The sequence below is a fragment of the Salinibacterium sp. SWN1162 genome (genome assembly GCF_015864675.1).
Classification (GTDB): Bacteria; Actinomycetota; Actinomycetes; order Actinomycetales; family Microbacteriaceae; genus Rhodoglobus.
In genome coordinates, this window is the sequence record NZ_JADYWT010000001.1 from 17,143 (window position 1) to 38,520 (window position 21,378).

A 21,378-nucleotide genomic window follows, 5' to 3' on the forward strand; every position below is an offset into this window, starting at 1 on the left:
CCGGGTCGCGGGCGGGGCCGGTTTACTGGTTGAGGGCAGCAGCCGCCCGCATCAGCTCACGAAACGCCTCGGCATCGACGGTGTCACCTTCATACAGGTCGATCGCGCGCCGTGTCTTTGCGTCGAGGCTGCCGGTGAACAGGCCAGCAGGGTCATCGACAGAGGCGCCCTTCGCGAAGGTCAGCTTGACCTTGTCTTTGTAGATCTCCCCGGTACACAGCAGGCCGCCGAGACTGAAGGCTGCGACACCGGCCGGGTTCGACGGCTTTCGCCACTTCACCTCTTCGACGACATCCGGCAATGCCTCGATGATGAGGCCGCGAAGCTGGTCGAGTAGTTCGCTGCGCCAGTCGCTGGGGTGGGTCGTCGCGTCGTTCATGACGCTCACTGTAGTGGGCGGCTGCGACGAAGGCGACGACGACTTCTCTTCACCAGAGCCAAATAGTACGATAATAAGACTTACTAATTGGAGGTGCCGCCGTGAAGATCGCACGCATCGAAACATTCCTCGTGCCGCCGCGTTGGCTCTTCGTGCGCATCGAGACCGACAACGGCATCGTCGGCTGGGGCGAACCCGTCGTGGAAGGCCAGGCCGATATCGTGCGCGCCGCCGTCGAGCAGCACGCCGAATACCTGATCGGCCTCGATGCCACTCGCATCGAGGATCACTGGCAAGTGCTCACTCGCGGCGGCTTTTACCGCGGCGGCCCCGTCGCCTCCAGCGCTATCGCCGGAATCGACCAAGCCCTGTGGGACATCGCGGGCAAAGCCCATGGCGTTCCCGTTCATAACCTTCTCGGCGGTGCCGTTCGCGACCGCATCCGCATGTATGGCTGGGTCGGCGGCGATGAACCCTCCGAACTGCGCGACAATATCGCCCAGCAAGTCGAGTCGGGCCTCACCGCCATCAAGATGAATGCGAGTGGGCGGATGTCGCCCCTCAGCACCGTGAGCGCTGTCGCCGAAGTCGTCGACCGGGCTGCACTCGCGCGCGAAGTTCTGGGCGACGATCGGGATTTCGCCATCGACTTTCACGGACGAATGACCGCTGCGAACAGCCGCCGCATCCTCCCTCTCCTCGAACCGCACGCACCCCTGTTTGTGGAAGAACCTGTCGTGCCCGAGAAGTCGCACTTGCTCCCCGGCATTGTCACCTCGACCTCGATTCCGATCGCCACCGGCGAGCGCCTCTTCTCCCGCACCGAATTCTTGGGACCGCTCCAGGCCGGCATCGCCGTCGTTCAGCCCGACCTTTCGCACGCCGGCGGCATCTCCGAAGTGCGCCGCATCGCCGCCCTCGCCGACATGTTTGACGCCCAGCTCGCGCCGCACTGCCCGCTCGGGCCGATCGCCTTGGCGTCGAGTCTGCAGGTCGGGTTCAACACTCCGAACTTTTTGATTCAGGAACAGAGCATCGGCATCCACTACAACGTCGGATCAGACGTGCTCGAGTACCTCATGGATACGAGCGTCTTCGACTTCACGAGTGGCTACATCGAGCGACTGACTGCTCCAGGGCTCGGCATTGATATCGATGAAGCCGCCGTGCGTGCCGCCGACAAGGTCGGGCATCAGTGGCGCTCCCCCGTGTGGCGCAACGCTGACGGTGCGCTCGCCGAGTGGTAGTCGCGTCTGACTAAGCACCGAGTGTCGTCGTCATACCGCCGTCGACCACGAGCGAGGCGCCTGTGATGTACGAGGCTCCATCGCCGGCTAAGAACTGGATGACCGACGCCACTTCTTCAGGCTTACCCAGCCGCCGCAGGGTGGCTTGCCGTTGCGCCACCTCGTGCGCTTCGGCCCCCTGGTGATCCCACTGCCGCGTCTCGATCGCGCCGGGCAGCACGACATTCACGCGCACGTGCGGGGCGTAGTCCACCGACAGCTGGCGCGTGAGGGAGATGAGTCCGCCCTTGGCGGCATCGTAGGCAGGCTGCTCGGCCCAGGACAGCACCCCGTGCACGCTCGACACATTCACCATGCTGCCGCGGGCCGCGGTGAGAGTGTCATGGAAAGTGCGCATGGCGCGATAGGCGGATGACAGGGTCACCGAGAGCTGCTTGTTCCAGACATCTTCGCTCTGTTCGTGCGCGATCCCAGTGACTTGAAAGAACGCGTTGTTCACGATGACCGCAGGCGGGCGATTCGCGGAGCGCAGCTCAAGCGAGAGCTGTTGCCACTGCTCGGAGTCCGCGACGTCGAGGCGATGCGCGGTCGCAGCGCCGCCGGACGCGACGATCTCGGCGGCGACCGCGGCAGCGGCATCCGCATCAATATCAGTGACAACGACGTCGTCTCCGGAGACAGCGAAGAGTCGCGCGGCAGCAGCACCAATGCCGTTGCCGGCGCCGGTGATGAGTACGGTGCGGGCGGCCATTAGAGCGCCGGCTTTCGGTTCGAGACGAGTTCTGCCCCGGCCGCGTCTTTGCTCACAATAGTTTCGGAGTCGCGGTTCGACTGATCCATGAGAATCTTCATCGCGGTGCCGGCGGCCTCGGCGTCGCGGGCCAGGATCGCGGTGACAACCGCCCGATGCTCATCCAAGAACTGGGTGGTGGTTTCGTGCGCAAACGCGAGCTCATCGCGGGCGTGAAGCGCTGGCTCGAGCACCACTTCAAAGCGGGCCAGAAGTTCATTGCCGGACGCCGCCAAGATGGCCCGATGAAAAGCCAAGTCGGCCTTCACATGAGAGGCGACCTCGGTGTTCTCGAACGTTGCCGCGAGGTCGACCATCGCGGCTTCGATCTCGGCGCACTGCTCATCGCTGCGGCGCACGGCAGCGAGACGGGCGGCGGCGGGCTCCAGCACCTGGCGCACTTCGCTGAGCTCCAGCACCAGCAGCGGGTCGGGCACGCCCTCAGACCGCCAGGTCATGACGTCGCTATCGAGAAGCTGCCAGCGCTCACGCGGGGTGACATAGGTGCCGAGGCGTGGCCGCGCATCCACGAGCCCCTTGGTCGTAAGAACCTTGATCGCTTCGCGAATAACGGTGCGGCTGACCTGAAACTCGGCGAGCAGCGCATCCGGATCGATGATGTCTCCCGAAGCGAGTTCGCCCCGCATGATGCGGCGGCCGAGCACGTCAACAACGTGCCCGTGCAGCCCCCGGCGAGAGAAAGTAGTCATTACCGCGATAATACTGCGCGCACGATCAGTGCGCCGAGAACACCGCCGCGGTCACAGCCTTCTGGTCTCGATGATGACTGCGCTCTCGGGGAACAGGATCGGCGCCAAGAGCCCCATTTCTGCCAGCGCCCGTCCGCTCACCTCAGCCCCCGCGCACCACTGCGGGATCGAGCGAGCGGACGGCGGCGCCGCACCAGCGGGCTCGACGAGCCTCACGCTGTAGCGCGCATCCGGGTCGAGACCTGACAGCCGAATGCGGGCAGGGATGCTGGACCCAATGCCACGCAATTGAACGTAACTGTAAATCGCCGCATCCTGAGACGAGGCAACGACGCCCATGACATGAACGGGAGCATCGTCGTCACCCTGTCGAACCACGCGGCCGCTATGCAGCAGCGCGCGGTTGTCCTTGTAATACTGCGCCCACGAGGCCAGCTGGGCGCGTTCCTCTGGCGTGCACTCGGTGATGTCCCACTCAATACCGGCATGCCCGAACAGCGCGATGGCGGCCCGGAACTGCAGCGTGTGCACTCGCCCCGTGGTGTGCGACCGCGTCGGGCCGATGTGGGTGCCGAGCATCTCCGGCGGAATCGCGAACATCGTGTTGCGCTGAATGCGTTCACGTTCAAGCGCGTCATTGCAGTCGGATGCCCAGAAACGATCGGCGTGCTGCGCCATGCCCAAGTCGATACGTGCCCCGCCCGACGCACACGACTCAATCTCGACGTGCGGATGCCGCTGCTTGATCTCATCGAACAAGCGATAGATCGCGAGTGTCTGTTCATGCACGGCGGCGTGACCGAGGTGCGAAGGCTCGACCAGCGGGCGATTGTGATCCCACTTAATGTACGAGATCGCGTTGGCGCTCAGCACCGCATCCACTTGCCCGAGAACATGCGCGTAGGCGCCGGGATGAGTCAGGTCGAGCACCTGCTGGTTGCGCACCTCAGCCGGGATGCGGCCGTCGGCACCAAAAATCCACTCCGGATGCGCGCGGTACAGGTCAGAGTCGGCGTTCACCATCTCGCCTTCGAACCAGAGACCGAACTGCATTCCGGCCGCCGTGACGCGGTCGATGAGCGGAGTCAAACCCTCGGGCCAGACAGCCTCGTCGATGACCCAATCGCCCAGTCCGGCGTTGTCGTCGCGGCGCCCCGCAAACCACCCATCGTCGAGAACGAAACGTTCAACGCCGACCTCGGCTGCGGCGTCCACGAGGGCGCTGAGTTTGTCGAAGCTGTGGTCGAAGTAAACCGCCTCCCACACGTTGAGGGTGAGGGGCCGGGGCGTTGCCGCCCCCTTGTGGCCGGGGCGCGCCCGCAGCCATTCGTGAACGCGGTGCGATACGCCGTCGAAGCCGTCGGAAGCAAAGGCGGCGACCACCGTGGGGGCCTGATAGCTGGCGCCGGCGTCAAGAATCATTTCGCCAGCAAGAAGCAGTTCGGCGGCACCCATCTCGGTCTGACCGGTGGCGGTGCGCTCGACCATGTGACGCGAATTGCCGCTCCACAGCAGCCCGAGACCCCATATCGAACCGTTCTGGAACGTGGCTCCCGGCGTGGTCGCGAACTCCATGATCGTAGAGTCATGGCTCGTGCGGCCTTCCCTGATCTCGCGGCTCCACAGTCCGGGCTGAATCTCCCGGCGAAACATTTGACGCTCGTTGACCCAGCGTCCACTGAAGTCGATCGACTCTGTTGCTGCGTCTGGCAGCGGCATCCAGGTCGCGAACTCGTCGACCTGAAGCCCGGCCGCGCCCACGTTGGTGATCGTCGAATCGATCAGCAGCACTCCCGAAGCGGTGATCGTGAACGAGCGCGAGACTCGTATTCCGGCTGCGGCATCCTCGGCTTCAAAGCTCAAGACGGTTTCGGATGCGCTGGCCGACGTCAGGTCGAAACGCTGAGTCCAGTCGGCTCCGGCCCGGTGCGCGCTCACCGCGGGGCGACCATAGAAACCCCGTGCATTCTCGCGCCACAGCCCGGTCGGCGCACTCACGTCGCCGTTGGGTGCGACGGCAGTCTCGGCGTGCAGTACCGCCAGATCGTCGAGCGTGTGCTGACCCCAGTCGTCACCCCAGTGGATGATGTGCGGCGTTCCGCTCGAGGTGTCGATCACGAGGGTAACCTCCGCTGCGCTGAGGTGGTGAAGGTTCTGCGCGGTCATAATTTTTCACTTTCGGCGGGCTAGAGCCCAGAAGAGGTGGCCACCCGCGTACGGGGTTACGGATGGCCACCTGGTTACAGCGGGTGCTACTTGAAGAGCGCGTTCACCTGGTCATTGACGGCGGTCAGCGACGAGACGGGCTCCTTGCCCGACATCACTGCTTCCATCGCCGGCGTCATGAGTGCGTTGACGTCAGACTTGTGGTCGGTGATGGGGAACAGGAACGTCGTTCCCTCCTCTACCTGAACCGTGAAAGCACTCACGTCTACACCGTTGGCGGCGAAGGCCTCAACTGCGGCATCCGTCGCTTCGGGAATCGCCGGGAATACGACTGCAGCATCGGCTACTACCGACTGGCACTCGAGCGAGCCCATGTACTTGACCCACTCCCACGCTTCTTCAGGATGCTTCGTACCAGCCCAAATGTTGTCAGCTAGTCCGTTGAACATCGACGCACGCTCGCCCGTCGGACCGGTCGGTGTTGGCGCAACTGCTGGAGTGAAGGAGTCAGTTGTTGCACCGAACACGTATCCGGTCATCCATGAGCCATTGCTTGCCAGCGCTACTGATCCAGCGGTCAGTTGATCAGACCAGGAAATACCCGTCTGAGCTGCGAGGGAAGGCATGTAGCCCTTTTCGATGAGCGAGTGCCACCACGTAATGGTGTCCTGAAATTCAGGAGCGTCGAAGTTGTATGAGCTGCCCCAAGGGCCATCGGTTGCTTCCCAACCGTTCGCTGCCGCGAGGTAGCTCCATTGTGTTTGACCATCGCCAAGGGCGCCGGCATTGGAGGCTTCAAACCAAATGCCATAGGTCTTCACATTGTTCTTGTCGAAGCCAGCTTCATCACCGCGCACACCGTTTTTGTCAACGGTCAGGTGGGCGATGACGTCTTCGTAGGTTCCGCCGTCTTTCGGGTTCCAATTAAGCGAGCCGAGCTGCTCTGCTGTGACTCCCGCGGCATCCGTCAGCTGCTGGTTGTAAAAGAGCGCGATCGTGTCGAAGTCCTTGGGTAGTCCGTACTGAACTCCCTCGGGGCTCTTCCACAGGTCGACGAGTCCGTCTTGGTAAATCGAGGTGTCGACGCCATCGGCTGCGATGTAGTCGTCGAGGGGAAGGATCTGATCGTTGAGCACGAACTCGGGGTAGTACGCCAAGTGGCTCGTGAAGACGTCGGCGCTGTTTCCAGAAACGAGACCGGTGTTGATTTTCTGCCAGTAATCTTCCCACCCTGACTGGTCGATCGAGATCGTGATGTCCGGGTTTGCCGCGTGGAAGTCATCAGCACACTGCTGGTACGCGGGCATTTGGTTGGCATCCCAGAGGCTGTACTTGATTTCTACAGGGCCATCTGCGTCAGTTGAACCAGCGGAACAACCGGCCAAGACAAGGGGCACCGCTGCAAGTACAGCGATTCCCGCCAGTGCTTTCGTCATTGCTTTCTCTTTCTCTTGGGGTCAACCGCTCAGCGGCAATGCTGATTCGGTTGGATGATCGCTCAGTGCGGAGCGAAATAATGGTGGTGTTGTCGGCTACTTCACGCCCGACGATTGGATGGATCCGACGATCTGCTTACCGAAGATCAGGATCAGAGCGAAGATGGGGATCGCCGCGAGCAGTGCGCCGGCCATGAGGCCCGCCCAGTCGGGGTTTCCCGCGGGAGTCTGGGAGCGGAAGATTCCGAGGCCGACGGTGATCAGCTTCGACTCCTCGGTGGTACCGACGAGGAGCGGCCATAGGTAGTCGTTCCAGTAGAAGATGAACTGCAACAGCGCCAACGTAATGATCTGCGGCCAGACCAAGGGCACGGCGATACGGCTGAAGATGCGCCACTGGCTTGCACCGTCGATCACTGCCGCCTCAATGATGCTGAGGTTTACGCCGAAGAAGAACTGTCGAAGGAAGAAGATTGCGAATGGCGTCATGAACATCGCGGGCAGAGCGATGCCGATGATTGTGTTGAGCAACCCCAACTCTTTAATCAGCACGAAGTTGGGCAGGATCGTGAAGATGACGGGAACCATCAACGCGATCAAGAAGAGGTTGAAGACCGCATCGCGCCCCTTCCACTTGAGCAGTGCGAAGGCGTAGGCCGCCATGGCGCTAAACGCGATCTGGAACACCGTGATGAGGGTGGCCGTGATGATCGAGTTCAGCATGTAGAGACCGAAATTGATCGATGCTCCCGAGCCGCCCTCGGCGATAGCTTCCTCCGGGGTCGCCAGCCCGAGAACTCGCTCGATCGGCCCCAGGGTGAAGTCGACCGGCAGCAGCGAGAGAGGTTCACCGAACATCGCCCGGTTGTCGCTGAAGGCCGTACGCACCATCCAGTAAATCGGGAACAGCGTGATGATCACGACAATCGCGAGAGCCAGCCGGCCGAAGAACTTCGACACCGGTGATTTAGCCATGGCGGGATCTTCGGCGCTGCTCGCCCGAACTTTCTTTACCCGCTTAGTGCGTGTGCTGGTGGACATGATCTACCTCTCCATGTCTGACTCGTTGGCCCGCAAGAGGCGATTTTGGATGAGCGCAATCGTGGCGAGCAGAATCATCAGAATCACGGCGAGCGCCGAGGCGTAGCCAAAGTCGAACCGTTCGAATGCTCGCTCGAAAATGTAGAAGTTGATCGCTCGCGTTGCGTCGACCGGGCCACCGCCAGTGGTGACGGCGATGGTGTCGAAGATCTGGAACGAACCGACGACAGTGACAACCAAAACGAAAGCGAGAATGGGGCGAAGGAGGGGAAGAGTGACGCTTCGGAACACTCGGAACTCGCCGGCGCCATCCACTTCTGCTGCTTCATAGACGTCACGAGGAATGGCTTGTAAGCCTGCGAAGAGCAACAGCGCGGTGTACCCGACGTGGCGCCAGACGTTGACGAACGCGATCGTGGGCATCGCCCACGCCTCGCTACCAAAGAAGCCGATCTTGTTGAGGCCGATGCCATCGATCACGGCGTTGATGAGACCGAGGCTGTAGTCGGCGAGCCAGAACCAGACGAGAGCGACGATGACGTTGGCGATCAGGTACGGCAAAACCACGACACCGCGGATCACCATGGAGCGGGTGAAGCGGTGCATCAGCACGGCTAACGCTAAGGCGATGATCGTCTGGAGCCCGACGTTAATGAAGACGTATTGGAACGTGACGGCCATCGAGCGCCAGAACACGGCGTCATTGAAAATGTCGATGTAGTTCTGAAAACCGATGAACGTGGGGTCCCTCAGCAGGTTGTAATCCGTGAAGCTGAGGTAGATGCCGCGAATGGTCGGCCACAGAAAGAAAGCCAAGAATCCGATGCTGGCGGGAATGAGAAACAGCATCGCCGGAACGATCTGATTATCCCTACTGACCTTTGCTGCCATGAGCGGAATCCCACCTAACGTCGTCGTTGCCTAAATTATTCCACTACGGAAGTAATAGAGTCAAGGGGCAAAGTGAAAGTTTTTCGGCGCAACAAAATTGCCGTGCTGACGACCGTCAGTCGCCCGCTGCCGCGAACGCCTATGGGGCTACAGGGCGGAGATCGAACGATCGAACGACGTTTGAATCGCGACCGCCGCCGCGCCCTTTGCCCAGATCCCGAACCCTGTTTCATCGACAACGAGCGAGATCGGATGCGCATCGGGGTCGCGTTCTTCGTGCAGCACGCGCAACACTTCGTCGCGGGCGACATCCAGAATGCCGGTGCCCTCTCCCGCCAACAACACCTCATGAACCATCGCGAGATTGGCTGCCAGCGCGATGAAACGGCCGAGCGCTCGCGCTGCCCGGTTGACGACAGCCCGTAGAGCGGCGTCGCCCGCAGCTGCCCGTTCTAGAATCTCGTCGTAGCTCAGCTCTGCACCGGTCGCCTCCTGGGCCTGTGCTCGGATGCTGTCTACCGTGAGCATCGCAGTGGCGCACCCCTTGTGGCCGCGGAAGCAACGGGGCCCTCCCGGCTCAAGTGGCAAGTGACCGCCCAGTTCGATTCCGGTCTCCGCTGTGCGAATCACGGTGTCGTCCCAGACGAGACCATAACCGACACCCGCACCGATCGTAATCACCGCGAAGTCGCGCATGCTTCGGCCGAGCCCAAACCAGTGCTCGCCCTCGATGAGTGCGATGAGGTCATTCTCAACCGTGACTGGAACTCCCAGGCGCGCCTCAAGCGCTCCTCCAAGATCGACCGAGTTCCACTCCAAGAAGCGCACGTTATCCACGACACGGTTGTCGATGACCCGGCCACCGACGGTGACGCCGATGCCAGCGATGGCGTTTTCCCCATCGTCGTTGAGTTGATCGAACAGGTTGGCAATCGCGTCGATAACCGCATCCACATCGTGGCTAGCAAGCGCGCGATCGGCGCGAGCGAAAGCTCGCGCGCGTTGATCTGACACGACGCCGAAGGCGGTCTCGCTCGTCAGTTTGACGCCCAAGAAGCGACGCGGATTCGGGGGAATGTCGAGCGGTTTGGCTGGCCTGCCCACAGCCCCGCTCAGCGTCTCCCCTGCTTCGACAATCACTCCACTATCGAGCAGAGGCTTGGACAGCCGCGTCAAGGTTGGCGGCGTCAGCTGCAGTCGCTTCAACAGCTCACCGCGCTGGATCGGACCGTGAATCAGGATGGCGCGAGCGAGAGAAGTCGTGGGAGAGAGCACATCGACGCGACGCGACTCCGCGCCGCTTCCCACTGAACTCATCGACTTGGCCTCAGACATGACACTGAGGCTACCGCAGCGTGAGTCCGCAACGTGCGAGGCCTCAGCACAGAGAAAGGCGCCCCGCGCTAGTGCACGGGGCGCCTCACTAGCAAGCAGTTAGCCCAGAAGACCCTTGTCGGTCAACCAGTCCATGGCGGCCGTTGCGGCCTGTGCCTTTTCTGTTCCTTCGACACGATCGCGCAGGGCGATCAGGTCGTCGGTCGTGAGCTCGGCCGAAATACGGTTGAGAACTTCGGCGAGTTCATCGCTGTAAATGTTCGAGTTGAGCAGCGGCACGATGTTTTGTGCGGCGATCAGGTTCTCGGGGTCATCTAGAACCAGAAGGTTCTTGGCTACGAGGTCGGGCGAGGTGGTGAAGATGTCAGCGACCTGCACAGCGTCGTCAACGAGAGCCTTCACAGTGTCGGGGCCGCCGAAGTCTTCGATCGGAACGAACGTGATGTCCTTGAGGCCGTAGAACTCTTCGAGTCCGGGGATTCCGTAAGGAAGTTCCGCGATCTGCGGGCTCGCACCGAGGCTAAACGGTTCGATCTTCTTCAGGTCTCCGATGGAGACCAGGCCCTCAGCATCCGCAAGTTCCTGAGTGACGACATAAGCGTCCTTGTCTTCAGCGGGTGAGGAGTCAAGCACACGGAAACCGTCGGGAACCGTGGTTTCCAAGGCAGTGTCGACGTCGGCGGTGGTGCGAGCCTCGTTTTCGGTGTCATAGAAGAACAGCAGGTTGCCGTTGTACTCGGGCATCAGGCTGATCGAGCCATCCTCGAGCGCCGGAATCGTTGTCTGGCGTGGACCGAGGTTGAACTTGGTCTCGACCTCAAAGCCCGCGTCTTCGAGCGCGAGAGCATAAATGTTGCCGAGGATTTCGCTTTCGGGATACGCAAATGACCCGACGACGATCGCTGACGCATCCGTGGATTCACCCCCGGAAGTGTCAGTGGGGTCAGACGTTGCGCACCCGGTCAAGGCGACCACTGCTCCGGTTGCGACGGCCGCGATAGCGATCCGTGACCTCTTCATTGTGAACATCAGTTCTTCCCTTCGTGGGCGGTTATTCCCGCTACCGCGGCGGGCCGGAATGACCGGCCGCGGACGTGTGTGTTCCGGCGTGTGGCGCCGGGAGAGCTTCGGCGCTTGGTGAGTTGCTGCGCCGCAGCGAACAGCCCGTCGACGACCAGCGCGAGCACCGTGACCAGAATGGCACCGCCCAAAATGCGGTTGTTGTCATTGAGGCCGATGCCGCTTGAGATGATGGTGCCGATGCCGCCGAGCGAAATATACGACGCGATAACGGCCGTGGCAATAACTTGAAGGGCGGATGCCCGAATACCGCCGATAATCAACGGCAGCGAGAGCGGGATCTCGATCTGCATCACGATCTGCAGCTCGGTCATTCCCATCGCGCGCCCGGCATCGACCGTATGTCGATCCACCGACTCGATCCCGGCGTACGCCCCCGCCAGAATCGACGGAATAGCAAGAACAACAAGCGCAATGATGGAGGCAATAAACGCCGCTCGAGTGAACGGCACGGTTGCCCCGACGATGACGAAGAGCGCCATGAGTAGGCCCAGAGTGGGCAGCGCCCTCATCGCGCCGGTGAACCCGATGACGAACTGGCGCCCGCGTCCGGTGTGACCGATGTAAAAGCCCAGCGGGAGGGCGATCACCGCAGCAATGGCGACGGCCACCACCGTGTAGAGAAGATGCTCCCCAATTCGCTCTTGGATCGGCAACGGATTCTGGGCGCCGGCAGCGTAGTTAGCCGGGTCGGTAAGCCAACGAAGGGCATCAAGGAAGAACTGCATGGGCTAGACCGTCCTCTCGCGAAGAGGAAGGCGCGCCCGGGCCGACTGGCCGCCGCGACGCATCCAGGGCATGAGGAGACGCCCGAGTAAGACAAGCAGCACGTCGAACACCAGAGCGATGAGCAGACTCGCGCCGATTCCGATCAGGATCTCCTCGAGAAAGTCCCGCTGCTTTCCGTTCGTAAACAGGTATCCCAGATTGGCCGATCCGATGATCGCTCCGACCGAGACCAGCGCAATTGTGCTTGCGGAAACCACACGAAGGCCGGCGAGCAGCACAGGGCCCGCTAGCGGAAACTCGACGAGCCAGAACCGACTCCACGCGGAATACCCCATGGCCGTCGCTGCCTCCACAGCCGCTCCGGGCACCGCCGCGAGCGCGTCGGCCGCAGTACGCACCATCATGGCGACCGCATAGATAGTGAGCGCCACGACGATGTTGCGGTCATCCGTAATCTTTGTGCCCAGCAGATAGGGAAGCATCACAAAGAGTGGCAGCGACGGGATCGTGTAGAGGAGGCTCCCCCCAGCGACCACAAATGACCGCATTGCCGACCAGCGATTGGCCAACCATCCCAGCGGAACGGCGATGGCGAATCCCAGCACAATGGGCAGAATGCTGAGTGCTACGTGGTTGAGCGTGAGTTCTGCCACCAACTCAAAGTTCTCGAACAGCCAACTCATGCGAAAGCCTGCATCAGTCGACCTCGAGGATGCCGGCGGGGCGCCCATCAGCGTCAACGACCAATGTTGCGTTGTCACCTTCGCGCTGCTGCAAGCGAAGCGTTCGCTTGCCCTTGTCGGCGCCGATGAAAGTCGACACAAAATCGCTGGCCGGGTTGGCGAGGATTTCGGCCGGCGTGCCGACCTGAGCGATGACGCCGCCATCGCTCAAGATCACCACTTGATCGGCGATAGCGAATGCTTCGTCAATATCGTGGGTAACAAAGACCGTGGTCTTGCCCAGTTCGCGCTGCAGACGGTTGAGCTCGAGTTGAAGCTCCGCTCTCACGATGGGATCGACCGCGCCGAACGGCTCGTCCATGAGAAGAATGTCGGGGTTATTGGCAAGCGCTCGCGCCACGCCCACGCGCTGTTGCTGACCTCCCGATAACTGGTCGGGGTAGCGGTCGGCCAACGATCGATCGAGCCCGACAGTGTCGAGAAGCTGCAACGCACCCTGACGAGCATCCTTCTTAGAAACGCCGTTGAGTCGCGGAACGGAAGCGACGTTGTCAGCCACGCGACGATGCGGAAGGAGACCAATCGCCTGCAGTACGTAGCCAATCCGACGCCGCAGCAGCACGGGGTTGAAGGTGGACACATCATCACCGTCGATCAACACCTGCCCCGACGTCGGGTCGATCATCCGATTGATCATGCGAAGCAACGTTGTCTTGCCGGAGCCGGATGACCCGACGAACACGGTTGCCTTATGCGATGGCAGCACGAGAGAGAAATTCTCTACCGCGAGGGTGCCGTCAGGGAACCGTTTAGTGACGTTTCTAAATTCGATCATGGCCCGCAGCTCAACTCCCCGTCGGCGTGACGAGCGACGGGTGCCGGGCTCGTCACGCCCTCAGTCTATTCGCTGCGGGCTGTGGTGCTCCGGTGCGCTAGGCCATAACGCCGATCGGCGCGACCTTCCAGTCCGGGAAGATGACACTCGCATCGGCCGCGCTCAAGTCAAGACGATTCATGACGACCTCGCCGAGCAAGTCGCGGAAGTCGTTGCTGCCGGGCACGTCACCGTGGTCGAGCACATCGGCACCGAGACCCTCCCACTTGCCGTGAACGCCGCCCTTGACGCCGCCGCCCAGGACCATCGCGAGGCCACCGTGACCGTGATCGGCACCTGAGCTATCGTTCTGGCCGACGCGCCGGCCGAACTCGCTCATGAGCACGACGGTTGTCGTCTCTGCCTTGGGGCCAAGGTCAGCGAAGAACGCCGCGAGACCATCGCCCACAGCCTTGAGCATGTCGTGCATGTCGCCCTTGTCCGGGGTTCCGATGTCGGTGTGCATATCCCAGCCACCGAGATCCAACGTTCCCACGCGCAGACCGACGTTGGCCTTGATGAGGCTCGACAGCGTCGCAAGGTCGCTAGAGAAGTTGTCATCACCAAAGCCGCGATCTTCGGCATCCCCCGCAGAAGCGGCGATTGCTGCTGCTTCACGTGAGGCGCTTAGGGCAAGTGTCGTTTGTTGCGCGAATGGGTGGTCGAGCCCCGTATAGAGGTTGGCGAGCGCTGTGCGCGTAGGCTCAAGCACCGAATCGTCGACATCGATTGCCAAACGATCGAGGTCCGGAACAACCAGTGCGTTCGAGTCACCGACGAGAGACCGCGCGAGACGATCGCTCGCACCGACGCCACGCCAGGTTGTACCGGGACCGCTCTGCTCGAGAGCTCGGTTGAGCCACCCGGTCTGTGAAGCGCTACCCGCCGAACCGCCACGCTCAAGGCAATCCTGTGCTTGAAAGTGGCTGCGCGAGAGGTCAGGGGTACCGATCGCGGGCACCGCCGCAATCTTTCCCTTCGCCAGCATCGGCTTCAAGGCGGCCAAAGCAGGATGCAGGCCAAAGCCGCGCTGGAACGGGATGAGGCCCGAGTTCTCACGCACAGCAATCCCGGGTCGAGCATTGAGGAGGTCGGCGTCCGTGGCGGGTACGAGCACAGAAAGACCGTCCATGCCGCCGCGGAGGAACACGACAATCAGCGCGCCTGTATCCGGGGCACCGGGCGCCGCGTAGGACGCCTGCGTGGTCACAATTTGGGAGCCGACGGCAGCGACACCGGCCATAAGCCCGCCCTGCAGCATCCGGCGGCGAGTGAAGCCCTTCGACCAGAGGTGGCGTCGGGCTTGCTCTTCGGCGACAACAATCTCGCTATGAGCGCGCACTGCGGAGTCGAGGTCGGTGGGGCCCAGTTGGCGCCAGTCGGGGCAGTCAGGGTGAAGGAAACGGGTATCGGTCATGAGAGGAATCTTTCTCGAGTCGGGTTCGAGCGGCAGTAGGTGGGTGGGGTTCAGCGGGCGCGGCTAGCGCAGCTGAAAATAAGGCGAGTCAAGAACGAGAGCGGCGAGCGCTGGCACTTGCCAGGCGTTGCTCGCCTCGGCTTCTGCAGATCCCTCGACATCGAGATACGAGAGCAAGACGCCGCGATGCTGCGCACTCAACGGGCGACCGATCAGACCCTCCGCAATCGCGTCTACCCAGGCTGAGTAACTCTGCCCCTCCTGCGGAGCAAATGCCTCGCTTAACTTCACTGGCGGCGTGAGGCCTGTGAGCCAGCCCCCGGTGAAACCGCGGTGAAGGTTCCAACGCGCCACAGTTTGGCTCGCAGAGAGCCACGCGCCGGTCACGTCGGGGAAGCCATTCGGTGGAGTCCAGGTCAGCGGTGCATGGCCGAGATTTTGCAGCACCCAGTACAGGTTCTTGACCCCCTGGGCGAGCTTGTCGCTTCGTTGAACGTTCACCGCACGCGCTGAACCTACGGCGTCTTCAAGAGGACGTCGTGTCTTCTCACCGATCGAATCCCAGAACTCCGCACTCGCGAACAGCTCTTTGAGCACTGGCATGATCGCCGTGTCATTGTCGAGATAGATCTGGGCAAGACGATCGAGCAACGCTTGCGGCGGCGAATCGGAGACAAATCGCACGGCCAGCTTACGAACAACAGTGGCTGCCGTAGCTGGGTGATGCGCCAACACACTGACGTAGCGGTCGCCCATCTCGAGACCACCATCGGCCGAGGCGTTCTCGTCGCTAAAGAACGACGTGGTAACTGGCCCGACGAAGTGGCGTTCAGGGCGATAGCGGAATTCACGAGTGTCGTAATCGATGGCTCGCCCCGAAAGGATCATCGCGCTGTTGCGCACATCAGCCTCGGTATAGCCGGAGGTGACACCCAGCGTGTGCAGCTCGAGCAACTCTCGGCCGAGATTCTCATTGACGTTCGTCTTATTCGACTGTTCGTTGTTGAGGTACGTGAGCATCGCGGGGTGGCGCATTGCGGCATGCAGCATGGCGGAGTAGCTACCGAAAGCATTGGCGCGAATAACAGAATTCGCGTAGTCGGGCGCCGTAGCCCAGACGCTATCTGACGGCGTCGTCACATTGAGCAGGTTAGCGAAGACGTCAACGACCACCTCGAAGAGCTGGCGCTTGCTGAAGATCTGAGCCGCGAGCGTTGCCTGTCCCGTTTCACGGGCAGCATCCCAGCCATACTGCTTCACCGAAGAGATCACACCGGAAATGGACTTCTTCGCCAGCGGAAATGCTGCCCACGCTGAATCCCCATCAGGATCAGAAATGGATGCCGGAGCGAGCTGTGCGCCTAGCCACGAATCGATGCCCGCGGCAGACAAGTCGACGAAGTCGCTCGGACGCGGACCAAAGGTTGTGCGGGAAAGTAAATGCGCGTGGGTTTGCGGGTTGTTTGCTACTGCCGTCGTGATGCTTTCCGGCTTCGTAGACCCGCGCGGTGGGGTAGGTTTCGCCGCTGGTTTGGCAGCCGAAGGAGCATCCGCTCGAGGAGCGTCACCCGATCCGGCCCCCGGCTTTGCAAAGCTCTGGTCACGGTCAGCGGGAGGGTTGGAAGTCGCTGGCGAACGTGGATCGGCAGTGGCGGGTGGGTTCATGCTGCGCCCGCTACCACCCGCGCTCGGCGGTGTTGACGGCGATGCGCTCGGGGTACCGGTGGGAGTCGCACTCGGAGTTGGAGTGGTCGGAACGGGCGTATTGAGCGGAGTCGACCCGCCGGGCTTGACCGGGGCGAGGAGCCCGTCGGAGGACGCGGTTTCGATCGAGGGGCCAAAGACCGCGCTACTTGCTGCTGCGGCGCCCACCGCCGCTAAGGCAGCAACACCGCTCGTAATGATCATGCGGCGGGCGAGGAGAGTCTCCCCTTCACCGCCGGCGGGTACGTCGGGATTTACGGGAGGATTCACGCCACAGTCCTTCGTCGGGCTCACATGCGCTGGCCGCCGACTAGGTTTCGACCGCCGAAAGCGCACTTTGAATAACGATTCGTGCCGATACTATGCGGGGCATGTGCACCCTGTCTACCCCCTTTGGGGGGACATGAGGGTGATCGGCAGACTCGAGATCGAATGATGACAACCGACGATCACATACTAGGGCGCGACTACTCCGCGTGCGGGATACTTTTCCTCGGTCACGTATTCGATGCCATGGATGATCGCCTTAATCGGCATCCGCCCGAACGGCATGCTCGACACCGTGGCCCAGAACACCGTGTTGTCAGAGTCGAGAATGACCATGCCCGGTTCACTGAACAACTCGGGCTCGCCCTTCTTGAAACCGCTCGAGATGAACAGCCCCCACTGGCGCGCTTGTTCTTCGCTCAGCCCATAGGCAATTGGCAGTCGAGACAGCTCCCAATCCTCGATAGAGATCGAGGCGCGCTTGAGGGTGTCCATGCTGATAGCTACTACGCGGCCCACCCCGGCCTCGCGGAGTGCATCGAGCTCGGCATCGAGCTCGCGCAGCTGCTTGCGGCACACCGGGCAGTGCAGCCCGCGGTAAAACACCATGAGCGTGAAACGGCCATCGACCCCCGTGCCGAGTTCAAGATCGTCGATCGTGCCGCCGCCAACGAGCGGCAAGGAGAGAGCGGGAGGCTGGGTGCGCGGCAGGATAGTCATCATTGATTCCAACGCGACCTGAGGCCACATTCATTCCTCTTCGGCTAGTGGACCTCGTGAGCGTGCAGCTCAGTCGTCAAGGTAGTTCCATTCATTTCTAGGTAGAGCTGGCCTTCCGTGACCGACAGCGTCATGCTGTTGCGGCGCTCGACTGCCGCCACGGCGTCCTCGATAAAGCTCGCATCAAAGCTGCGAAAAACGATCTCATTCGAATTGTGAATGCGCTTGCCGGCCCACGGTGCCGCGACCTTCGCGGGATCCCTATGCGTGTATACGGCCACTCGCCCGGCCAGCTTGCTACCAAAGTGGAGGCGGGCGGCATCTGGAGCGCCTACCTCGATCCAGGCCGTTACAGCGCCCGTGAGGTCGCGCACGAGAACAGCAGGTTCATCGGTCGACGAGATCCCTTCGCTAAACGCGATTCCCTCTTCGAACTCGAGACAGTACGCGAGCAAGCGCGTCACCATATACGGCATCGTTTCGGATGGATGCAGTGCCACCCGCAGCGTGAAGTCGTCGTACACCCCGCGATCCACATCGGCCAGTTGAACCGCGAAAGTGTGAATCGTTGCGCCTGCTGCCATAGCGACTGAGCCTAGCTGCTGGGGGTCGTACGTGATGACCGCCGCCCACCATCACGATCACCTGCACTGTCGCGAAGTTAAAGCAGAAAAGCCCCCGACTGGTCGGGGGCTTTCTTCTGCGGAGACGGAGAGATTTGAACTCTCGGTACCCTTACGGGTACTCCACCTTAGCAGGGTGGTGCACTAGGCCGGACTATGCGACGTCTCCAGACGTACTCAGCAATCATAACCGCTCATCCGCTGAACGACGAACCGAATACGGCATGGGCTGCTTTCGCGCAGCACCCGTGGCGTTCGACACGCACCGCGTCCCGCCCCTCGTTCCGCACTTCCGACTCACCCTGCGGCTCGCCACCGGCCCTAGAGCCGCTCCCGCAAGTGCGATGCGTAGCCGCCTGGCGTGCGCCCGTAGGCGCGCCCCGAAGTGAGGACGCAGCACTCAGCCGTCGCCACTGAACGCACCCCCGCCGCCGCTAGCGCCTCGACCAGTCGAACATCTTCGTGCTCCGGAACCGGCGAATATCCGTCGACCTGTTGATAGACATCGGCGCGAAAACCAAGATTTGCCCCGTGCACATGCCCGTTCGCTTCACCGGGAGTGTGCGTCGCCAGCCACCGCTGGCGCTGCCCCTCGCTTAGGTCGGCGAAGTCTGGTCGCACCGTGCCAATCATCAATTCAGCACCCGCAGTGGCAAGCTCCCACTGATGCACGAGCCAGTTGGCCGGCACTTGAGAGTCCGCGTCGGTATTTGCGATCCACAGCTCGGAAGGCGGGGCGCCACAGGTCGAGAGCAAATGATGAACACCGTGGCGTCGCGCAGCGCCAACAGCGCCGTAGTCGACGCGGAGCACCTCGACATCGTGCCATTGGGTCGCGATCGAAGCTGAGCCATCAGTGCAGTTATCCAACACGAGGATGAGGCGCACCCACGGCACGTCATCTGATGCGTGCTGCCGCAGAGTCTCTCTCGCGACCGCTAACGCCGCGATCGCCGGCCCTAGGAGCTCTTCTTCGTTGTTGGCCGGAACGACGATCCCCATCCCTGAAAGCGGCGCACTCATACGAGCCCCGTTTGCTGGGCTACCGAGCGCGCCGGACGCCGGCCAAAGATCTCAAGGATGAAATCCTCTTCGCAATGCTGCGCGATGCGCTCCAATTGCTCGAGCTCGCTGAGGCGCTGATGCACCTGATCACCGCTGAGGGGATACTCTGCGACGGGGTGTCGCCAGTGGCAGGCGACCAGAACGCCATCCGGGGTCAGGCTGGCAGCCGCGCGAGAAAGCACCCGGTCGAGAGCAGCGACGTCGAAGTAGTACCCCACCTCAGACAGCACGATGAGGTCGAACGTGCCATCCGGCCACTCTTCTGCGGTAGCCGCGTGATGAAAGGACACCTGTGGGTGGTCAGCCAACCGTTCGCGGGCGATCTCGAGCGGCTTAGCCGAGAGATCGGTGGCGAGGAGACTGTCGCACCGTGGAGCAAGTTGCGCGCTCAGCATCCCGATCGAACATCCGACCTCGAGCGCCTGACCGAACCTCTCTCGGGGCAGGCTAGCCATGGTGATCGCTCTTTTTCGCTCTTCGTACCAGCGAGTTTCGAAGCCCCAGGGATCCTTTTTGTCGCCGTAGAAGTTGTCGAAGAAGCCCTGGTTCAGGGTCTCGCTCTCCTCGACAGCGGTGACGATGAACGCTTCTACCCGCCGCTCGAAGTGCTCAACAAACTCTGGTCGAAGAACGACTTCATCCCCGACGGCATCCGACAGTGGCGCGACTTGACTTGCGTGCGCTGCAATTGCTTGACGCTTAGCCACTAGTTCCTCGTCGTCGAGAGAAAAGGCGCGCAGTCGAGCCCAGGGCATGTCGCGGTCTTCAGGCGACGACCAGTGCCACAGCCAAATCGGATATTCAACCAATTTCGCGCGATGCGCAAGCGCTACTTCGGCACTCACTTCTCCCACAATCCGGTGGTCACCGTGGCCATCCCCTCGCCACGTCGCCGCGATCGTCGCTTCGCCCTCTGCCGAAGCCAACACCTTTTCGATTCCCGAGCGCACAGCATCCGGATCTTCTTTGAGCGCGCCATCGCGAAGCCCCAGGCGCACAATCGAGCTTCCCGGAGCGAGGTATTCAACCGCTTCTTGAACCTCTCGAATACGGCGTGCTCGAAGCTGCGCGGCGCTGTGCGTCGGAGACGAGGGATGAGAATTGTCACCGTCCGTCGCGAGGATAACTGTGACACTGCCGCCGGTCGATGAGACCCTCTTCATTAGTCCGGCGGCGCCGAGAGTTTCATCATCGGGATGAGCAGACACCACGATGAGCCGCTCGATGCCGGTCGCATCAAACTCTTCCACCGCGTCCCACGCAACGCTTGACCGCCACCGCGATTCAGACGTTCCCGGGTCGCGGTGATCGAACTTCACCACGCGAAGTGTCCGTCCGCGAGCAGCTTGCGCCCCAGACTCGCGTAGTCGCGCTCCGCATGATGCTGCCTCACATAGAGCTGTAGGTCAGCCACCCGGCGGGCGTGTTCCTCTTCCAGCGCGAGAGGCGCAGGGCCCAACGCGTGCCCCACCCGTTCGATCACGTCATCGACGTCCCGCGCCACTCGCGCGCGAGTTCGGTAGCCAACGATTCTTGCGGCGTCGCGATCGAGATCATCGCCGTCCACAGCATCCGCCGCCGCCGCCAACGCAAGGCGTGACGACTGAATTGCAAGGTCGAGAGCCCCGATCTGCATCAGCCCGATTTGATCGGGCTCCCGTTCTCGACTCGCAGAGATTGCCCTCCGAGCGATGCCAACGGCCCCTCCCCACCAACATGCCGCCACTCCGATACCGCCCCAAGCGAACCCGGGGCGTTCGAGATACCAGCCGTCGGCGCCGATGGGCCGGGCGAACGCACCGTTGAAGTCGACGCTGCCGCTCGTGATCGCCGTCAACCCTCGCGCGTGCCACTCGCCGTCTCGCACAACGACGCTGTCTTGCGTGAGGGAGACAGCGAAAAGGCGTCTGGTGGCGGACGACGTGGTCGCCGTCACGAGAGCGTGACTGAGTGATCCGGCCAAGGAACACCACGCCTTCGTTCCGACCAGTCGCCATTGACCGTCAGAGAAGCTAGCGCTTACTCCGGAGGTCGACGATTCCGCTGCGAATACGCCCCAAGTGGCCTCATCAGCAACATCGAGATCATCCTCGGCCGAGACTCCCGCTTCCTTGAGAATGCTCAGAGCATCAAGGTGCGGTTCGACCGCCCGGGCGACAGTGAGGTCGACTGCTCCCACCGTCGCGAGCACGCTCCACAGGGAGGCAGTGGCTCCCTCGAG

Annotated in this window: 20 protein-coding genes and 1 tRNA gene; 1 reads left to right on the forward strand and 20 read right to left on the reverse strand. The window is 62.0% G+C overall.

Annotation, left to right across the window (positions count from 1 at the left end; genetic code table 11):
- Positions 1–22: 22 nt before the first annotated feature.
- Positions 23–379: a DUF1801 domain-containing protein gene (locus I6E58_RS00090; RefSeq protein ID WP_197129040.1), complete on the reverse strand. Its 357-nt coding sequence runs from the start codon at positions 377–379 to the stop codon at positions 23–25.
- A gap of 101 nt (positions 380–480) precedes the next feature.
- Here I6E58_RS00090 and dgoD point away from each other — a divergent pair, with 101 nt between their 5' ends.
- Positions 481–1,626, forward strand: a complete 1,146-nt coding sequence (gene dgoD, locus I6E58_RS00095) for a galactonate dehydratase (RefSeq protein WP_197129043.1) — start codon at positions 481–483, stop codon at positions 1,624–1,626.
- A gap of 10 nt (positions 1,627–1,636) precedes the next feature.
- On the opposite strand, the gene I6E58_RS00100 is transcribed toward dgoD, so the two are convergent.
- The 19 genes from I6E58_RS00100 to I6E58_RS00190 all read right to left on the reverse strand — a co-directional run bounded on the left by I6E58_RS00100 (position 1,637) and on the right by I6E58_RS00190 (position 21,348).
- A complete protein-coding gene (locus I6E58_RS00100) occupies positions 1,637–2,377 on the reverse strand; it encodes an SDR family NAD(P)-dependent oxidoreductase (protein WP_197129046.1) in 741 nt (246 codons plus the stop codon).
- A complete protein-coding gene (locus I6E58_RS00105) occupies positions 2,377–3,126 on the reverse strand; it encodes a FadR/GntR family transcriptional regulator (protein WP_129072863.1) in 750 nt (249 codons plus the stop codon). Before I6E58_RS00105 ends, I6E58_RS00100 begins: the two co-directional genes overlap by 1 nt.
- Before the next feature lie 51 nt (positions 3,127–3,177).
- On the reverse strand, positions 3,178–5,292 hold the full coding sequence (locus tag I6E58_RS00110) for an alpha-galactosidase (RefSeq protein ID WP_197129049.1): 2,115 nt from the start codon (positions 5,290–5,292) through the stop codon (positions 3,178–3,180).
- An 86-nt stretch (positions 5,293–5,378) separates the two neighbouring features.
- The gene (locus tag I6E58_RS00115; protein ID WP_197129052.1) at positions 5,379–6,728 is read right to left on the reverse strand and encodes a sugar ABC transporter substrate-binding protein; all 1,350 of its coding nucleotides are present in this window, start codon (positions 6,726–6,728) and stop codon (positions 5,379–5,381) included.
- A 96-nt stretch (positions 6,729–6,824) separates the two neighbouring features.
- Entirely contained in the window at positions 6,825–7,769 is a 945-nt protein-coding gene (locus tag I6E58_RS00120) for a carbohydrate ABC transporter permease (protein WP_129072860.1), read from the reverse strand.
- A gap of 3 nt (positions 7,770–7,772) precedes the next feature.
- On the reverse strand, positions 7,773–8,660 hold the full coding sequence (locus tag I6E58_RS00125; protein ID WP_129072859.1) for a carbohydrate ABC transporter permease: 888 nt from the start codon (positions 8,658–8,660) through the stop codon (positions 7,773–7,775).
- 147 nt (positions 8,661–8,807) lie between these two features.
- Positions 8,808–9,995 carry an ROK family transcriptional regulator gene (locus tag I6E58_RS00130; RefSeq protein WP_197129055.1) on the reverse strand — a complete coding sequence of 396 codons (1,188 nt, stop codon included), beginning with the start codon at positions 9,993–9,995 and terminating at the stop codon, positions 8,808–8,810.
- 99 nt (positions 9,996–10,094) lie between these two features.
- Positions 10,095–11,015: an ABC transporter substrate-binding protein gene (locus I6E58_RS00135; protein WP_197129058.1), complete on the reverse strand. Its 921-nt coding sequence runs from the start codon at positions 11,013–11,015 to the stop codon at positions 10,095–10,097.
- 8 nt (positions 11,016–11,023) lie between these two features.
- On the reverse strand, positions 11,024–11,803 hold the full coding sequence (locus tag I6E58_RS00140; RefSeq protein WP_197129061.1) for an ABC transporter permease: 780 nt from the start codon (positions 11,801–11,803) through the stop codon (positions 11,024–11,026).
- 3 nt (positions 11,804–11,806) lie between these two features.
- On the reverse strand, positions 11,807–12,487 hold the full coding sequence (locus I6E58_RS00145) for an ABC transporter permease (RefSeq protein ID WP_197129064.1): 681 nt from the start codon (positions 12,485–12,487) through the stop codon (positions 11,807–11,809).
- A 13-nt stretch (positions 12,488–12,500) separates the two neighbouring features.
- Positions 12,501–13,322, reverse strand: a complete 822-nt coding sequence (locus tag I6E58_RS00150) for an ABC transporter ATP-binding protein (RefSeq protein WP_197129067.1) — start codon at positions 13,320–13,322, stop codon at positions 12,501–12,503.
- 97 nt (positions 13,323–13,419) lie between these two features.
- Positions 13,420–14,778 (reverse strand): DUF1501 domain-containing protein, encoded by a 1,359-nt coding sequence (locus I6E58_RS00155; protein ID WP_197129070.1) that lies wholly within the window; start codon positions 14,776–14,778, stop codon positions 13,420–13,422.
- 63 nt (positions 14,779–14,841) lie between these two features.
- Positions 14,842–16,752 (reverse strand): DUF1800 domain-containing protein, encoded by a 1,911-nt coding sequence (locus I6E58_RS00160; RefSeq protein ID WP_197129073.1) that lies wholly within the window; start codon positions 16,750–16,752, stop codon positions 14,842–14,844.
- A 186-nt stretch (positions 16,753–16,938) separates the two neighbouring features.
- The gene (locus I6E58_RS00165; RefSeq protein WP_231595095.1) at positions 16,939–17,499 is read right to left on the reverse strand and encodes a redoxin domain-containing protein; all 561 of its coding nucleotides are present in this window, start codon (positions 17,497–17,499) and stop codon (positions 16,939–16,941) included.
- Between the two features lie 14 nt (positions 17,500–17,513).
- Positions 17,514–18,053, reverse strand: a complete 540-nt coding sequence (locus I6E58_RS00170) for a YaeQ family protein (protein ID WP_129072851.1) — start codon at positions 18,051–18,053, stop codon at positions 17,514–17,516.
- A 119-nt stretch (positions 18,054–18,172) separates the two neighbouring features.
- Positions 18,173–18,261 (reverse strand) — tRNA-Ser (locus tag I6E58_RS00175).
- Positions 18,262–18,413: 152 nt separating this feature from the next.
- Complete coding sequence (locus tag I6E58_RS00180; RefSeq protein WP_231595096.1) at positions 18,414–19,115, reverse strand: glycosyltransferase family 2 protein; 702 nt, start codon at positions 19,113–19,115, stop codon at positions 18,414–18,416.
- Positions 19,112–20,476, reverse strand: coding sequence for a bifunctional PIG-L family deacetylase/class I SAM-dependent methyltransferase (locus tag I6E58_RS14410; protein ID WP_307841905.1), 1,365 nt, complete (start codon positions 20,474–20,476; stop codon positions 19,112–19,114). Before I6E58_RS14410 ends, I6E58_RS00180 begins: the two co-directional genes overlap by 4 nt.
- Positions 20,473–21,348, reverse strand: a complete 876-nt coding sequence (locus I6E58_RS00190) for an acyl-CoA dehydrogenase family protein (RefSeq protein ID WP_197129078.1) — start codon at positions 21,346–21,348, stop codon at positions 20,473–20,475. Before I6E58_RS00190 ends, I6E58_RS14410 begins: the two co-directional genes overlap by 4 nt.
- Positions 21,349–21,378: the final 30 nt, after the last annotated feature.

Coding starts and splice junctions, on each gene's coding strand:
- I6E58_RS00090 (WP_197129040.1), bottom strand. CDS start 379: ATGAACGACGCGACGACCCACCCCAGCGACTGGCGCAGCGAACTACTC.
- I6E58_RS00100 (WP_197129046.1), bottom strand. CDS start 2,377: ATGGCCGCCCGCACCGTACTCATCACCGGCGCCGGCAACGGCATTGGT.
- I6E58_RS00105 (WP_129072863.1), bottom strand. CDS start 3,126: ATGACTACTTTCTCTCGCCGGGGGCTGCACGGGCACGTTGTTGACGTG.
- I6E58_RS00110 (WP_197129049.1), bottom strand. CDS start 5,292: ATGACCGCGCAGAACCTTCACCACCTCAGCGCAGCGGAGGTTACCCTC.
- I6E58_RS00115 (WP_197129052.1), bottom strand. CDS start 6,728: ATGACGAAAGCACTGGCGGGAATCGCTGTACTTGCAGCGGTGCCCCTT.
- I6E58_RS00120 (WP_129072860.1), bottom strand. CDS start 7,769: ATGTCCACCAGCACACGCACTAAGCGGGTAAAGAAAGTTCGGGCGAGC.
- I6E58_RS00125 (WP_129072859.1), bottom strand. CDS start 8,660: ATGGCAGCAAAGGTCAGTAGGGATAATCAGATCGTTCCGGCGATGCTG.
- I6E58_RS00130 (WP_197129055.1), bottom strand. CDS start 9,995: ATGTCTGAGGCCAAGTCGATGAGTTCAGTGGGAAGCGGCGCGGAGTCG.
- I6E58_RS00135 (WP_197129058.1), bottom strand. CDS start 11,015: ATGAAGAGGTCACGGATCGCTATCGCGGCCGTCGCAACCGGAGCAGTG.
- I6E58_RS00140 (WP_197129061.1), bottom strand. CDS start 11,803: ATGCAGTTCTTCCTTGATGCCCTTCGTTGGCTTACCGACCCGGCTAAC.
- I6E58_RS00145 (WP_197129064.1), bottom strand. CDS start 12,487: ATGAGTTGGCTGTTCGAGAACTTTGAGTTGGTGGCAGAACTCACGCTC.
- I6E58_RS00150 (WP_197129067.1), bottom strand. CDS start 13,322: ATGATCGAATTTAGAAACGTCACTAAACGGTTCCCTGACGGCACCCTC.
- I6E58_RS00155 (WP_197129070.1), bottom strand. CDS start 14,778: ATGACCGATACCCGTTTCCTTCACCCTGACTGCCCCGACTGGCGCCAA.
- I6E58_RS00165 (WP_231595095.1), bottom strand. CDS start 17,499: ATGTGGCCTCAGGTCGCGTTGGAATCAATGATGACTATCCTGCCGCGC.
- I6E58_RS00170 (WP_129072851.1), bottom strand. CDS start 18,053: ATGGCAGCAGGCGCAACGATTCACACTTTCGCGGTTCAACTGGCCGAT.
- I6E58_RS00180 (WP_231595096.1), bottom strand. CDS start 19,115: ATGAGTGCGCCGCTTTCAGGGATGGGGATCGTCGTTCCGGCCAACAAC.